Source organism: Kitasatospora sp. NPDC086801 (genome assembly GCF_044745805.1).
Lineage (GTDB): Bacteria > Actinomycetota > Actinomycetes > Streptomycetales > Streptomycetaceae > Kitasatospora.
The window spans coordinates 1-13,779 of record NZ_JBIVAX010000051.1; the positions used below are offsets into that span (position 1 = coordinate 1).

Below are 13,779 nucleotides of genomic sequence, written 5' to 3' on the forward strand. Positions count from 1 at the left end.
CGCGGACGAAGCCGGACAGGGTGTACGTGGTGTTCGGCTGGACGGTGACGGTCTGCTGGCACTGCGCGGTGTCGGAGGCCGAGGCGGCGGCGGCGCCCGCACCCGGCACCACCGCTTCCTGCCCCTCACCCCTCACGAGGATTTCCCGCCATGCGAACCCGACCCCTCGTCGTCGCCCTCGCCCTCGCCGGTGCGGCCGTGCTGCCCGCCGCCGTGCCGGTCGCCGCCCACGGCGAAACCGTCCACCTGGACGTCTCCGGCCAGCGGAACGGCCACGTCAGTACCGTCGCCACCTGGGAGAACGACCACGACCCGGTCACCGGGGAGTTCACCGGCACGCTGGCCGCGACGGCCACGGACGGGCGCACGGTCGGCCCCTGGCGCCTGGTCGCCGTCCTGGGCGAGCCGGGGACGTACACCACCCGGGAGATCCTCCCGGCCGGGCACTGGCGGGTGAGCGTCGACTGCGCGTTCCCCTCGCCGGGGCACGGCGAGGGCGAACTCGACGTCGAGGCCACGGTGAGCAGCGATCCTCCGCTGCCGGGGGCGACGGCCGGGGCCTCCGGCGGCATACCAGCGCCCGCTCCCACGCCCACGCCTGCGGCCCCGACCGCCCCGCTGGCCGCCGAGAGCGCCGCCCGGGCCCGCGCCGTCGCCCGCGACACCCGCTCCGACACCACACCCGACGCCGCCACCTGGGCCGCCATCGGCACCGCCGTCGCGGCCGTCGTGCTGGTCGCCACCGGCTTCTGGCTCCGCCGCCGCCCCCGGCACTAGGTGTTCTGACCCCGGGAGGTCGGGGTTGCGGCCACCGTCCGCGCCGATGCAGTCGCGGCCGGTGCCCGCGCTGCCCGCCCAGCTGACCGGACCGCACCGCCACGCCGGTCAGGAGGTGGTCAGGAGGTGAGGATGGAGATGCCGTCTCCGAGCAGTTTCAGCCCGAGAACGAAGAACAGGGCCGCCATCACGGCGACGTTGTGCTGGGCTGCCCAGTCCTTCCAGCCGCCGAGCGTGGTCTTCGCTCGCTCTCCTCCGAGCAGGAAGACTCCCAGTGGGGCCAGCAGGCCGAGGGAGGCGATCAGGACGAAGATCGCCAGCGACGCGATCTGCTGCCCGACCGGTAGTCCGGTCGAGCCGATCGCGGCGCCTGCGGCGATGGTCAGCGGGGCGTTCTTGACGTTGAGCGCGGCCAGGGCCGTTCCGAGTCCGAACACCTTGAGCGGCGTGAGGCGGTCGATCGCGCCCATCCACTTCGGCAGCTGAGCTTGCGAGGCATCCACCGGGCGCCGGTGCCACTGCCGGGCGCCGAAGAGGAGGAGGAGCACGCCCAGAGCGAGCTTGAGGACTCCCACCCAGGTGGCCGGGTGATCGTGGGCGGAGGCACCCGCGGGGGAGGCGATGGCCAGCATCACCGCGCCCAGTGCCGAGAGTCCCAGGATCCAGCCGACGGCGAAGAGCGATCCGTTGAGACGTCCCCGGGGCGTGGCGAGGGTGAGGATGATGGCGATGATCGGGAGCGGGCTGATCGCGACACCGGCCGCAAGCCCCAGGACGTCGCCGAGGACTTTGCCCATGCTTGCCTCCAGATGAGGGTCAGGGCCGCGATCGGGTTGCCCGAGAACGTGACGACGACCGGATCGGCAGCTCCCGGTTCCATTTTCCTGCGCCCTCGCGAACCTGTCCTCCGGAGCTTCTCGGAGCGCTCGGGTGAAGCCACCCCGGGTGATCACCTCGTCCCGGGCCGGATGTGCGAGGCGGTGCGCAGGCGGCCAGGATTGAGGGTGAGGGCGATGGCGCCTCGTTTCGGGCGCTTGGCGCCCCTCGCACCGATCCGCGGCAGGAGGCTCTCACGATGACCGCAACGACAGGTGCAACCCGGCCGGCTCAACCCGAGCGTCCGGGCAGGAAAGACGGGGTCTGTGGCGAGTTCACGGTCTTCACCAAGATTAAGCCGGGCCATGCGGACGCGCTGCGGGAGGACCTCGCCAAGATCGCCGCCACGTCGGTTGACGAGGGGAACCGCGCGGCGCTGCGCCAGATCGGCACCCTGCACGACGCACGTCATGTGATCTTCGACAACGACACCCGGTTCATGTTCGCCAGCGTCTTCGACGGCTCCTGGGACACCTACATCGACGACTTCGGCAAGACGGCGGTCGGAGCGAACTTCGACAGGGTCTTCGCGCACAGCGAAGGGTTCCCCGGCGTCAGCGATCCGGGGGCGAAGGACTGGTTCGTCGCTCACCAGGAACCCGCGGGTGTCTTCGTCAGCTCCTACCCCGATCTGACCGTTCAGCAGATCTGGAAGGACCAGCGCGTGAACGAGGCGTTCCAGGCGGTGCTGGACACCCCCGAGTTCCGGGCGGCACTGGAGAACCCGGCCAACGCGGAGCTGCTGGCGACGCCCGCCTTCCAGAAGCTGCTGGAGGAAGCCGCGGCCTAGCAGCCGGACAGACACCGATACAGGAACCGATACAGGAACCGATACAGGAACCGATACGGAGGCAGAGGCAGGCATGAACACGGCGGACAGCAGCAGCGCAGCCGATGCGGGCGTAGAGATCGACGACGTCCAGAGCGGGGCCCTGCGTCCCCGGCCGGTTCCGTACCAGGGAAAGTTCGTCTTCCTGCGCGTCGACGACCGCCACGCCGGGCGTGCCCTGCTGCGGCGGTTACTCCCGCTGACCTCGGGCGGTCTGCCCAGCGTGGACCCGAACCGGGGCGCCTGGGTGGCGGTGGCCTTCACGTACCAGGGGCTGAGGGCCCTGGGGGTGCCTCAGGAGTCGCTGGAAAGCTTTCCGCAGGCGTTTCGTGAGGGCATGGCCGCTCGGGCGGAGCTGATCGGTGACGTGGGCGAGAGCGGCCCGGCCCACTGGGAGGCACCGTTCGGAACGGGCGACGTCCACATCGCGTTGAGCGCCCTCGCCTCCGATGCGGCGCAGTTGGACCGGGAACTGGAGCGGGCCCGCGTCGCCTTCCAGGACACGCCCGGTGTCCAGGTGATCTGGCAGCAGGACGTCCATCAGCTTCCGACCGGGCGCACCACTTTCGGCTTCCGCGACGGCATCAGCCATCCGAACATCGAGGGCGTCGGACTGCCCGGCTCCAACCCGCAGGAAGTCCCCATCAAGGCCGGCGAGTTCATCCTCGGCTACGCCGACGAGACCGGCAGCCTGCCGCCGATGCCCAGCCCCGAGGTGCTGGGGCGCAACGGGACCTACGTGGCCGTGCGCAAGATCCACACCGATGTGGCGGCCTGGCGCCGGTACCTGCGGGCGAACAGCTCCAGCGCCGAGGAGGAGGCACTCCTGGCGGCGAAGATGGTCGGGCGCTGGCCCAGCGGGGCGCCACTGACCCTGGCGCCGGAGCACGACGATCCGGAGCTGGCGGCGGATCCGCACCGCGTGAACGACTTCCTGTACCGGGAGAACGACGATCGCGGCTTCCGGTGCCCCGCCGGTGCGCACATCCGGCGGAACAACCCCCGCGATGCCACCATCATCGGCGACGCACGGATGCACCGCCTCATCCGCCGCGGCACCACCTACGGCCCGCCGCTGCCGGAGGGCGTGCTGGAGGACGACGGCGCCGACCGGGGCCTCGTCGGCGTCTTCATCGGAGCCCATCTTGAGCGGCAGTTCGAATTCATCAAGGCCGAGTGGGTCAACGACGGCAATTTCATCGGCTACCCCGGCGAGAAGGACCCGGTAGCCGGGCATCACGACGGGACCGGCAGCGCCACCATCCCGGAGAAGCCGATCCGGCGCCGCCTGCAGAACCTTCCCAGCTTCGTGGTCACCCGCGGCGGCGAGTACTGCTTCCTGCCGGGCCTGCGCGCCCTGCGCTGGCTCGCGGAGTCGGAGGGCTGAGGGAGATCTCCGCCCCTCGGACCTCACTACGCTCGGAGGAGAGGTCGAATCCATGGCAGCGCAGTTCGTCCCCTACACGCCGGATGTCGAAGACGACGATCCGCATTTCGACCGCGACCTGCAGACGGTGATTGAAAAGACCGAGAGCTACATCGGCGAGTCGGTCGGCGCCGGTGGCACCGGCCGGGCCCTTCGCGACGCCCACGCCAAGGGCTACGGGCTGGTCCGGGGGCAGGTGGAGATCCTGGACGGGCTTCCCCCCGAGTACGCCCAGGGCATCTACGCGACTCCGGGCACCCACGATGCGCTCATCCGCTTCTCCAACGGTTCGCCTCACGCCGGAGCCGACGCGCGACTGGGCAGCGCCACCGGACTGGCGCTGAAGATCTTCGACATCGCTGGCCCGACCCTGCTGGAAGACGAACCGGACACCGGCACATTCGACTACGCCAACATCAACGCGCCGATCTTCTTCTGCAATACGGTCGAGCACTACCTGTTCATCCAGGACTTGTTCCTGAACGCGCCCGCCTACTTCTCTCAGGGCCGACCCGGAGCACATCGCTTCTTCACCGATTTCGTGACCGGAAAGGGAACGCTGGACCAGGACGACTGGGCGTGGGACGAATTCCTGGCCTTCGTCCGCCTGTCGAAGATCCCCCCGGTCAACGTCCTGCTGTCGAGCTACTGGACCATGGGAGCGGTCAGGCACGGGGACTACATCGCCAAGGTGCGCATCACCCCCGACCCGGCCTTCGCCGCCGCGGTGGTTCGGCGCGCCATCGACCCGGCCTCGGCGGCGGAGGTCTTCCGACCGGCCCTGCAAGCCGAGCTTCAGGAGCGCCCCTACGCCTTCGACATCCAGGTCCAGCTCTGCACCGACCTGGAGCGCATGCCGGTGGAGGACACCACCGTGGAGTGGCCCGAGCAGCTCTCGCCATCCGTCACCGTGGCCAGGCTGCGGCTGCCGCGGCAGGACATCTCCGGCCCGGAGAATCTGGAGCGGATGGACGCGCTGTCCTTCACGCCCTGGCGGGTCACCGCCGAGCACGCCCCCCTGGGCAACATCATGCGGGCCCGCAAGGAGGTCTACCGGCGTTCCTCCATCGAGCGCCACCGGCTCAACCGGCAGCCGCGCACGGAGCCGCGCAGCATCGACGAGGCATTCGGCCCGGCGCACGGCTAGGCGTACGGCCAGGCGTACGGCCCGGCGCCGCGGGATCCGCAGGCGGAACCATCGAGCGCGAACCACCGTCCCAGAAGTCACCGGGCGCCACCGGGCGCCCGGCCGACCGCAAGGGAGCGTCCGCGCATGAAGAAGGTCCTGATCACCGGCGGCGCGGGATTCATCGGCAGTTCGGTGGCGTTCGCCCTGCTCGACCAGGGCATCACCCCGGTCATCCTGGACGACCTGTCCAAGGGCCGGGCCGAGTTCGTCGAGGGCAAGGTGTTCTACCAGGGCGACATCGCCGATGCGGCGTTGCTCGACCGGATCTTCGCCGAGCACCCGGACATCGACGCCGCCGTGCACTGCGCGGCCAGGATCGTCGTCCCGGATTCGGTGGCCAGGCCGCTGTACTACTACCGGGAGAACGTCGGCAAGACCGTCGAACTGCTCGACGCCCTTCAGCGCCACGGCTGCACCCGCGTCGTCTTCAGCAGCTCCGCCTCCATCTACGCGCCCACCCCGGACGCGCGGGTCGACGAGAGCAGCCCGGTCGAGGCCAACAGCCCCTACGCGCGCACCAAGCTGATGATGGAGCAGGTGCTCCAGGACTGGACCCGGGGGGAGGGCGCCGAGCGGCAGCGGGTCATCGCCCTGCGCTACTTCAACCCGATCGGCGCCGACCCGCGGTTGCGCACCGGCCTCCAGGACCTCAACCCCACCCACGCCCTGGGCAAGCTGATCGAGGCGCACACCAACGGCACCCCGTTCACCGTCACCGGCGTCGACTGGGCGACCAGGGACGGCTCCGGCATCCGCGACTACGTCCACGTGCGGGACCTCGCCGAGGCGCACGTCGCGGCGCTGGTCCGCTTCGACCAGGTGATCGCCGAGGGCGCCGAGGACCGCTACCGGGTCATCAACGTCGGCACGGGCGACGGCACCACCGTGCGCGAACTGATCGCCGCCTTCGAGCAGGCCGTCGGCGTGACGCTCGACGTCCGCGAGGCCGGCCCCCGGCCCGGTGACGTGATCGGCTGCTACGCCGCCGTCGACACCGCCCGCGAACTGCTCGGCTGGCAGCCGCGGCGGGGCATCGCCGAGGGGGTCGCCGACGCGCTGGCCTGGCGCGCGAAGTGGGCCGCCCGCCTCGACGCCAGCTGACCCCCCGGCGCGGGCGCCTGCGGGGGCGCCCGCGCTCTCCAGGGCCCGGGGGCCGCGCTACTGGACGGCCGTGCCGGACTTGGCCCAGTTGTCGTGCAGCCGGTCGAGGTAGGACTGCGCCTGGGCGCCCACCTTGACCCCCCGCGCGAAGGCCAGCATGTTGCCCGCGCCGGCGTTGTAGCCGAGGGCGAGGAGCTCGTCGCGGTTCAGCGGCGCGCCGGGGCGCGCCGGAAGCTGCCCGGCCAGGTCGTGCAGGTGCCAGGCGGCCGCCTGGACGGCCAGGTTGCGGTCGTCCGGCAGCTCCTCCCACTGGCGGGCGGCGAAGGGGCGGCCGGGCTTGGTGTCGTCGAAGGCGGCGCGGTGCATGTTGGCGATGCCGAACGAGGCTTCGGGCTTGCTGCGCTGCCAGGCCCGTTCGAGCTCCGGGTCGTGCGGCTTGTACGACTCGTTGTAGAGGATCGCCATCAGCAGCTGCGGGTTGACCCCGGCCTCGGCGGCGTACTGGCGCACCGGGGCCGCGTAGTCGGCGGGGTCGTAGCGGCCGGACGGCTTCGACGGCGCGGCGGAGGCCGGTGCGGACGCGGAGGGCGCGGCACCGTCCGGGGAGGGGGTCGCGGACGGGGTGGCGCCGGACGTCGCCGTGGTGGGGTGGTCACCGCCGTGGACGATGCCCCACCCGGCCGCGACGAGTACGCCGACGACCAGCCAGCGCCCCCAGCGCGACCCCTTCTGCTCCTCGCTCACCGCTGCCGACCCCTCCCCGTCCGCCCGTGCCCTTGTTCGACCGTCGTGCTGGCGATCGTGCCCGGTGGCAGGCTACTCGGCCGGCTTCTGTTCGCCGTCGAGGTTGCGCAGGAAGCCCTTGGCCTTCTCCACGCCGGTGTCGATCTGGCCGCTGTACTTGCCGTCCGTGCGGTTGTCGATCACGTCGCCGACCTTGTCCAGACCCTGCCCGAGCACGTCGCTGTGCTCGCGGGCGAGGTCGGTGGCCTTGTCCGCGAGGTTCTTCAGACTCTCAAACATGGTGACGCTCTGCTCCTCTGACGCGTTCCTGATGGTGTGCCGACGTGGCGGGGATCATGACCATCCTAACGACGGCCCACCGGGCGCTCGGCCGCTACCGGAGGACGGCGGGTGACTTTGCTGAAATGGGTTTGTATGCTCCAGCCCACCTTCTACATCCCTGTAGAAGGTGGGAACCGCCACCAGGACGGAACACGTCCCGGCACGCACAGCGGCGCGCACGCGCCGCGGCAGCCGAAACGAGCGAGGGAAGTGCGCATGGCCGGGCAGCGGGCGAGAACGCCGTACCAGGACGCGGGACCGCGCACCGAGGACCCCGCCCTGCCCGCGCAGCGCTCGCGCGCGGCCGACGCGGCGGACCCCGCCGCACCGCCCGCCGTCCGCCCCCAGCGGGCCGCGGCCTCCCGCCGCCGCCCGCAGGCCCGCCGGGGCGGCCGGCTGCCGGTGCTGCTCACCGCCGTCGGCCTGCCCGTCCTCGGCGGCGTCGCGGACGAGCTCGGCGGCCCCGGCGTCGGCGTGCTCTTCGCGGTCGGTGCGGTTGGCGGGACGGGCGCCGCGGCGGCGCTGTGCAGCCGGGCCGGCCGCTGGTGGGTCGTCACCGCCGCCCCGCTCGTGGTGCTGCTCGGCGCCGCCGGCATCGAGTACCTGGCGAACCGGGACGCCTACCAGGGCAAGCAACTCGGCACCGGCGCGCTGCGGTGGGTGGTGGGGGCGTTCCCGGTGATGGCGGCGGCGGTGGCGGCCGCGCTGCTGGTCGTCGCGGTCCGCGCCGCGCTCGACCGCCGACGACCCCGCAGTGCGGGCACCCCGACCGGAAGGAGCCGTCGTGGCTGAACGCGCCGACCGCCCGCGCGGCCGCGCCCCGCGCCGTGGCGCCGCCCCGATCACCGTCGCCGGGCGCACCCTCGCCTGCACCGTCTCCATCGCCGTCCTCGGCGCCAGCGGCTTCACCTGGTACGAGTACCGCAGCCTGGACGACGGCATGACCAAGTCCACCGCGCTGAGCGAGGCCAAGAAGAACGCCCCGCCCCACCTCGACAAGTCCGTCAACCTGCTGCTGATCGGCCTCGACAGCCGCAAGGACATGGACGGCAACGACCTGCCCAAGCAGTTCGTCGAGGACGAACTGCACGCCGGGTCCAGCGAGATCGGCGGCTACAACACCAACGCCCTGATCGTCCTGCACATCCCGGCCAACGGCGGCAAGGTCACCGCGCTGTCCGTCCCGCGCGACGACTACGTGCAGACCGCCGGCGCCGACGGCAAGATGCACAAGATCAAGGAGGCCTACGGCATCGCCAAGGTGGCCGCCGAGCAGAAGCTCGCCGGCAAGGGGCTCTCCAAGGCCGACCTGGAACGGCAGAGCCGCGAAGCCGGGCGCTCCGCCACGATCCAGACCGTGCAGAGCTTCCTCGACGTCCCGATCGACCACTTCGCCGAGGTCAACCTGATCGGCTTCTACGACATCGCCAAGGCCGTCGAGCCGATCCAGGTCTGCCTCAACCACCCCGTCGACGATCCGATCACCGCCCGCACCGCCACCCACGAAGGCGGCGGCACCGGCCTCAAGCTCCCCGCCGGCATCAGCTCCCTCAACGCCGCCCAGGCCCTCTCCTTCGTCCGCCAGCGCCACCACCTCGCCAACGGCGACCTCGACCGCACCCACCGGCAGCAGGCGTTCATCTCCTCCGTCGAGTACCGGCTCAAACAGCAGGGCATCCTCAACGACTTCGGGCAGATGCAGAAGCTCTTCGGGGTGGTGAAGAAGGACGTCGTCATCGACAACGAGTGGAACATCCTCGACTTCGCCCAGCAGGCGCCCAACCTCACCGGTGGGAACGTCGAGTTCAACACCCTGCCGATCACCGGGTTCAAGACCGTCGGCGGCCAGGAGGTCAACACCGTCAACCCGGAGCTGATCAAGAAGATCGTCCGGCAGCTGTTCAACCGCGAGCCGGCCCCCGTCCCGGCCGCCCCGGCGCCCACCGAGGCGGCCACCGAGGCGGCCACCGAGACCGCCACCCCCTCGCCGTCCGCCGCCTCCCCGACCGCGACCAAGGCCGTCGCGGACGTCAACGCCGTCGCGGGCGCCGGGGTGGCCGCCGCCGAGTCCAAGGCCCTCACCGAACTCGGCTACCAGCCGGGGAAGATCGGCGACGCCGCCGCCAGGACCAGGGCCACCACCGTCACCTACGGCAGCGGTGCCAAGGCCGACGCCCAGCAGCTCGCCACCCGTTACGGCGTCACCGCCACCGCGGCCGCCGCCGTCGCGCCCGGCCACATCGTCGTCACCCTCGCCGCCACCCGCACCCCCAGCCCCTCCGCCGCCGCCATCGCACCGACCGACGCGGCCACCGACCCCGCCGCCGGCCTCCCCATGCAGGGCCCCGCCGTCAAGGCCGGCGGCATCCCCTGCGTGGACTGACGGGGCGGCGGGCGCCGCTCGGTGAGTCCACGCGAGGCGGTGGGCGAACCGGGCCCGGTGGCCGAACCGGCCGTCACGGGTGGGGAGTCCAGTCCCGGGCCCGCCGTACGAGCAGGCCGACCAGCCACAGCAGGACGGCGGTGGCGCCCACCGCGGCCAGCACGTAGGTCGCGGGCATGTCGTCGTTGGGGTAGCGGTCACCGGCCACGCGGACCGTGGCCGGGTCGTCCGCCGCCGCCTCCAGGGGGACGGTCATCCCGACGCGCGGCCGCCCGACCCGTTTGAGGCCGAGCGCCGTCGTGCGGTAGGCGCGGTCCCCCACCCGGTAGGTGACGGTGTAGAGCCAGCCGCCCTTGCGCAGGGCCGCCGCGCTGACCGTCCCGTCCACCCGCAGCGGAGCGGCGTCGATGCGGTTCGCGGCCCGCCACTGCGCGGACGCGGCGAACAGGCTCCAGCAGAGCACCAGCAGCGAGACCACCGCGCCCGCCAACGGAAGGGACCACACCCGGCGTAGCACTGCCTTCATGGGCCGGACGATACCCGCCCCGCGACGCGGTGTCGGCGCCCCAGGGGGAGGTGGTGTTCTGATCCTTCGTCAATTCCTGTTCTCGGCGAGCCAGTAGAGCAGTGCGGCCAGGCTGGTGGCCGCGCCGAGGAGGCAGACGGCCGTCCAGCCCCAGTGGTCGTAGACGACGGTGGAGCCGATCGCGCCCGCCGCGCAGCCGGCGGAGTAGAGGAGCATGTACCCGGCGGTGAGCCGGCTCTGTGCCTCGGGGCGGACCTGGTACAGCAAGTGCTGGTTGACCACGTGCACGGACTGCAGGCCGTAGTCGATCACCACCATGGCGAGCACCAGCCACCACACCGAGTGCGGCAGCAGGACCGCCGGGATCCAGGCGGCGAGCATGGCCGACAGGCCGATGCCGGCGGTGCGTTCGGCCCGGCCGCGGTCGGCCTGGCGGCCCGCGTGGCCGGCGCCCAGGGCTCCGGCGGCGCCGGCCAGGCCGAAGAGGCCGATCTGGGTGTGGCTGAGGTTGAACGGCGGGGCGGCGAGCGGGAGCACCATCGGGGTGAGCAGGACGGTGATCGAGGTGAAGGTGAGCAGCGCGAGGACCGCCCGGGTGCGGAGCACGGGCTCCTCGGCGAAGAGCGTGAACACCGAGCCGATCAGCCGGAGGTAGCCGATCCGCCCGGTCGGCCGGCGTCGTTCGGCCGGGAGGGCGAAGGCGACGGCGAGGGCCATCGCGCCGGTGGCGACGGCGGACACCACGTAGACGGCGCGCCAGCCGGCCAGGTCGCCGATGGTGCCGGCGACGGTCCGGGCGAGCAGGATGCCGACCACGATGCCGCTGGTGACGGTGCCGACCACCCGGCCCTGGTCGGCGGGGGCGGCGAGCGAGGCCGCGTACGCGACGACGACCTGGGCGACCACCGCGAGGACGCCGACGGCGGCCATCGCGGCGAGCATCAGCGGCGCGGAGGGGGCGAGCGCGACGGCGGCGAGGGCGAGTACGGAGAGCCCGAGCTGGGCGGTGGTCAGGGTGCGGCGGTTGACGTGGTCGCCGAGCGGGACGAGCAGCAGCAGGCCGACGGCGTAGCCGATCTGGGTGAGGGTGCCGACGAGGCCGATGGTGGCCGGGTCGATGCCGTAGTCCTCGGCGATGAGGTCGAGCAGGGGCTGCGAGTAGTAGACGTTGGCGACGGCGAGGCCGCAGGCGACGGAGAGGAGCCAGGCGGCGGCGGGTGGCAGACCGCGTGGAGGTGCGTCGGAGGCGGGGCCGGGGGTGGTGGCGCGGACGGGCGAGGTCATGGGTGGGGCTCCCTGGTGGCGGGCACGACTGGACTGGTTTCAAAGTGCTACCGCGCCACCCTGGCATATTCTGGTTTCAATAAGCAACCACGCAACAACTCGCCGGTAGGCTGGGCGCCGACCGGTGGAAGGTGGGAGAAGTGCCGAAGCGCACCACGCACGAGGAGTCGACCTGCCCGGTCGCCCGCCCGCTCGACGTCGTCGGCGACGGCTGGACGCTGTTGATCGTCCGCGACGCCTTCGACGGGCTGCGCCGCTTCGGGCAGTTCCAGAGGAGCCTGGGCCTCGCCAAGAACATCCTCTCGGCCCGCCTCGCCAACCTCGTCGCCAACGGGGTGTTCGAGCTCGCGCCGGCCGCCGACGGCAGCCCGTACCAGGAGTACGTGCTGACCGAGAAGGGGCGCGCGCTGTTCCCGGTCATCACCGCGCTGCGGCAGTGGGGCGACCAGTGGTTCTTCGCCGAGGGCGAGCCGCGCGCCCGGCTGGTGGAACGCGGGACGGGCGCGCCGATCGAGTCGATGGAGGTCCGCACGGTCGGCGGCCGGGTGCTCGGGCCCGAGGACGCCGAGGTGCTGCTGCCCTGAGACGCGCCGCCGCCACCGGTCCATGAGCGGCCGGTGGTGCCGGGTGGTGCCGGGGGAGTCGGGCGGATCAGCTGGGGGTGGTGCTCCCGGCCGTCGCGGTCTTCGGCACCCCGCTGCCCGTCGGGGTGGTGCCGGTGGTGGTACTCGTCGCGGTGGAGCCGGTCGTGGTCGCCGGGGCCTTGCTGCTCGGAGTCTGGGCCGGCGTCGTGGTGCTGGACGACCCCGTCGAGGAGCCCGTGGACGAGCCGGTCGAGGAACCGGTGGACGAGCCGGTGGACGCGGACGAGGTGCCGCTCGTCCTGGTCGTCCCGGCGGGGGTGCCCGAGGAGGTGGACGACGTCGCCGAGGCGGAGCCCGTCCCGGTCGAGGCGCCCGAGGATCTCGCCCCGGACGAGGTCGCTCCGGAGGACGTGGCGCCCGAGGAGGTCGCCCCGGACGAGGCCGCTCCGGAGGTCGAGGACGAGGCGGAGGTCGAGGACGGCGTCGAGGCCGTGGCCTTGCCCGCCGGCGTGGTGGGCGTCATCTTCCCCGGCGGCGGGATGCCGGGCGCCAGCGGCCCCCTGGGCGGCCCGACGTTCCGGTCGACCACCTCGATCCGCCCGGTCAGCCGGGAGAACCAGCCGCCCGTCTCGATGTTCACCAGGACGATCTCGGTCACCGGCTGCGGCGCCGGCACCACGACGACCAGCGTGGTCGGCTGGAATCCGGCCCACGCCTTCCCGGTGTACGTGGCGTCGCTCACCAGCACCGGCGGCTTCAACGGGTTGCCGCAGGAACAACGCACCCGGGGCACGCCCTGGGCGTCCACCAGGACGGCGGTGCCGGCCTGGAGTGCGGACTGGTACTCGGCGACGGCGCCGCTCTTGTAGTCGTGGTTGGTGACCCGGGTGTCCACCCGCAGGTACGCCGAGGTCAGCGAGCGCAGGTAGGACGGGACGGCGGACTGCTGGATGCCCGCGGCGGAGGCCCAGGCGCGGCCGGCGTCCCCGGTGGAGACCATCCCGATCAGGCGCTCGGTGTCGCAGCTGGGCCTGGCCATCGTGCCGCCGTACAGCCCGGCGGAGCCGCCCTCCACGCTGTGGATCACTGCCGGGGAGGCGGCCGTGGACCGGCCGCCCTGCCCGGACTGCGCTGCCTGCCCGGACTGCGGCGCCTGCGCCTGCGCGGGGGCGGGAGCGCTCACTCCCTGGGTTTCCACCGATGGGGTGAACGGGTCCGGTCCCGGGTCGGCCGGCGCCTGGAGGGCCACCTCATTGGCGGCCGGCAGGACGTCGTTGTGGCCGCCGCCCTGGCTGTTCACGATCAGTACGGCGGCCACCGCGGCCACCACCACCGTGCCGGCCGCCAGCGCGAGCCCCCGCCCGGAGCGCCACCACGGCGTGCGCGGCCCCCGGCCATCGCCGGCGGAAGGACCGGAGAGGCCGGAGGGGCCGGAAGGACCGGAGGGGCCGGACGGACCGGAGGAGCCGGATGACCCGGACGGCGGCCCGAACTGACCGCCGCCAGACGGGGGACCGGCCAGCGGACCGGACGGGGGGCCGTGGGGCGGCTCGCTCGGCGGGCCGGACGGGGGCGGTTGGGAACTCATCGAGGCTCCGTTTCGCAGGCGGCCGACGGACACGCCGACCCGGGAGGCTCCTGCCACTGGCTTCCATTTCCTCCCTGCCCCCCCGCCCGCCGCAACAGCAGGTGCGGGAGGCGTCGCCGAGCGTGCCCGCCGGGTGTCGGCCACCCTGGAA

Annotated in this window: 14 protein-coding genes; 8 read left to right on the top strand and 6 right to left on the bottom strand. The window is 72.5% G+C overall.

Annotated elements, in window-relative coordinates:
* The first annotated feature begins 150 nt into the window (after positions 1 to 150).
* Positions 151 to 777, top strand: coding sequence for a hypothetical protein (locus ACIPLC_RS33635; RefSeq protein ID WP_400476829.1), 627 nt, complete (start codon positions 151 to 153; stop codon positions 775 to 777).
* A gap of 119 nt (positions 778 to 896) precedes the next feature.
* Here the strand turns inward: ACIPLC_RS33635 and ACIPLC_RS33640 are convergent, their stop codons facing one another.
* The gene (locus ACIPLC_RS33640) at positions 897 to 1,574 is read right to left on the bottom strand and encodes a GAP family protein (protein WP_400476830.1); all 678 of its coding nucleotides are present in this window, start codon (positions 1,572 to 1,574) and stop codon (positions 897 to 899) included.
* Between the two features lie 278 nt (positions 1,575 to 1,852).
* On the opposite strand from ACIPLC_RS33640, the gene ACIPLC_RS33645 reads away from it, so the two are divergent.
* The 4 genes from ACIPLC_RS33645 to galE all read left to right on the top strand — a co-directional run bounded on the left by ACIPLC_RS33645 (position 1,853) and on the right by galE (position 6,198).
* Entirely contained in the window at positions 1,853 to 2,443 is a 591-nt protein-coding gene (locus tag ACIPLC_RS33645; RefSeq protein WP_400476831.1) for a hypothetical protein, read from the top strand.
* Between the two features lie 73 nt (positions 2,444 to 2,516).
* The gene (locus ACIPLC_RS33650) at positions 2,517 to 3,869 is read left to right on the top strand and encodes a Dyp-type peroxidase (protein WP_400476832.1); all 1,353 of its coding nucleotides are present in this window, start codon (positions 2,517 to 2,519) and stop codon (positions 3,867 to 3,869) included.
* A 52-nt stretch (positions 3,870 to 3,921) separates the two neighbouring features.
* Positions 3,922 to 5,055, top strand: coding sequence for a catalase family protein (locus tag ACIPLC_RS33655; protein ID WP_400476833.1), 1,134 nt, complete (start codon positions 3,922 to 3,924; stop codon positions 5,053 to 5,055).
* A 126-nt stretch (positions 5,056 to 5,181) separates the two neighbouring features.
* Positions 5,182 to 6,198 (top strand): UDP-glucose 4-epimerase GalE, encoded by a 1,017-nt coding sequence (galE, locus tag ACIPLC_RS33660; RefSeq protein ID WP_400476834.1) that lies wholly within the window; start codon positions 5,182 to 5,184, stop codon positions 6,196 to 6,198.
* A gap of 57 nt (positions 6,199 to 6,255) precedes the next feature.
* On the opposite strand, the gene ACIPLC_RS33665 is transcribed toward galE, so the two are convergent.
* The gene (locus tag ACIPLC_RS33665; protein ID WP_400476835.1) at positions 6,256 to 6,942 is read right to left on the bottom strand and encodes a transglycosylase SLT domain-containing protein; all 687 of its coding nucleotides are present in this window, start codon (positions 6,940 to 6,942) and stop codon (positions 6,256 to 6,258) included.
* A 72-nt stretch (positions 6,943 to 7,014) separates the two neighbouring features.
* Entirely contained in the window at positions 7,015 to 7,221 is a 207-nt protein-coding gene (locus ACIPLC_RS33670; RefSeq protein WP_400476836.1) for an antitoxin, read from the bottom strand.
* Between the two features lie 258 nt (positions 7,222 to 7,479).
* Between ACIPLC_RS33670 and ACIPLC_RS33675 the strand changes: the two genes are divergently transcribed.
* Positions 7,480 to 8,055, top strand: coding sequence for a DUF6542 domain-containing protein (locus ACIPLC_RS33675; protein WP_400476837.1), 576 nt, complete (start codon positions 7,480 to 7,482; stop codon positions 8,053 to 8,055).
* Positions 8,048 to 9,646 carry an LCP family protein gene (locus ACIPLC_RS33680; RefSeq protein ID WP_400476838.1) on the top strand — a complete coding sequence of 533 codons (1,599 nt, stop codon included), beginning with the start codon at positions 8,048 to 8,050 and terminating at the stop codon, positions 9,644 to 9,646. The genes ACIPLC_RS33675 and ACIPLC_RS33680 overlap by 8 nt, the downstream gene beginning before the upstream one ends.
* 73 nt (positions 9,647 to 9,719) lie before the next feature.
* Here ACIPLC_RS33680 and ACIPLC_RS33685 read toward each other — a convergent pair whose 3' ends face one another.
* Together ACIPLC_RS33685 and ACIPLC_RS33690 are read right to left on the bottom strand one after the other, a co-directional pair.
* A complete protein-coding gene (locus ACIPLC_RS33685; protein WP_400476839.1) occupies positions 9,720 to 10,172 on the bottom strand; it encodes a hypothetical protein in 453 nt (150 codons plus the stop codon).
* Between the two features lie 69 nt (positions 10,173 to 10,241).
* On the bottom strand, positions 10,242 to 11,456 hold the full coding sequence (locus tag ACIPLC_RS33690; RefSeq protein WP_400476840.1) for an MFS transporter: 1,215 nt from the start codon (positions 11,454 to 11,456) through the stop codon (positions 10,242 to 10,244).
* Between the two features lie 140 nt (positions 11,457 to 11,596).
* On the opposite strand from ACIPLC_RS33690, the gene ACIPLC_RS33695 reads away from it, so the two are divergent.
* Entirely contained in the window at positions 11,597 to 12,040 is a 444-nt protein-coding gene (locus tag ACIPLC_RS33695) for a winged helix-turn-helix transcriptional regulator (RefSeq protein WP_400476841.1), read from the top strand.
* Positions 12,041 to 12,107: 67 nt separating this feature from the next.
* On the opposite strand, the gene ACIPLC_RS33700 is transcribed toward ACIPLC_RS33695, so the two are convergent.
* Positions 12,108 to 13,358, bottom strand: coding sequence for a DUF6777 domain-containing protein (locus tag ACIPLC_RS33700; protein ID WP_400476842.1), 1,251 nt, complete (start codon positions 13,356 to 13,358; stop codon positions 12,108 to 12,110).
* Positions 13,359 to 13,779: the final 421 nt, after the last annotated feature.

Bases quoted from the DNA above. Each gene is read 5' to 3' on its own strand.
- ACIPLC_RS33635 (WP_400476829.1), top strand. From the start codon at position 151: ATGCGAACCCGACCCCTCGTCGTCGCCCTCGCCCTCGCCGGTGCGGCC.
- ACIPLC_RS33640 (WP_400476830.1), bottom strand. From the start codon at position 1,574: ATGGGCAAAGTCCTCGGCGACGTCCTGGGGCTTGCGGCCGGTGTCGCG.
- ACIPLC_RS33645 (WP_400476831.1), top strand. From the start codon at position 1,853: ATGACCGCAACGACAGGTGCAACCCGGCCGGCTCAACCCGAGCGTCCG.
- ACIPLC_RS33650 (WP_400476832.1), top strand. From the start codon at position 2,517: ATGAACACGGCGGACAGCAGCAGCGCAGCCGATGCGGGCGTAGAGATC.
- ACIPLC_RS33655 (WP_400476833.1), top strand. From the start codon at position 3,922: ATGGCAGCGCAGTTCGTCCCCTACACGCCGGATGTCGAAGACGACGAT.
- galE (WP_400476834.1), top strand. From the start codon at position 5,182: ATGAAGAAGGTCCTGATCACCGGCGGCGCGGGATTCATCGGCAGTTCG.
- ACIPLC_RS33670 (WP_400476836.1), bottom strand. From the start codon at position 7,221: ATGTTTGAGAGTCTGAAGAACCTCGCGGACAAGGCCACCGACCTCGCC.
- ACIPLC_RS33675 (WP_400476837.1), top strand. From the start codon at position 7,480: ATGGCCGGGCAGCGGGCGAGAACGCCGTACCAGGACGCGGGACCGCGC.
- ACIPLC_RS33685 (WP_400476839.1), bottom strand. From the start codon at position 10,172: ATGAAGGCAGTGCTACGCCGGGTGTGGTCCCTTCCGTTGGCGGGCGCG.
- ACIPLC_RS33690 (WP_400476840.1), bottom strand. From the start codon at position 11,456: ATGACCTCGCCCGTCCGCGCCACCACCCCCGGCCCCGCCTCCGACGCA.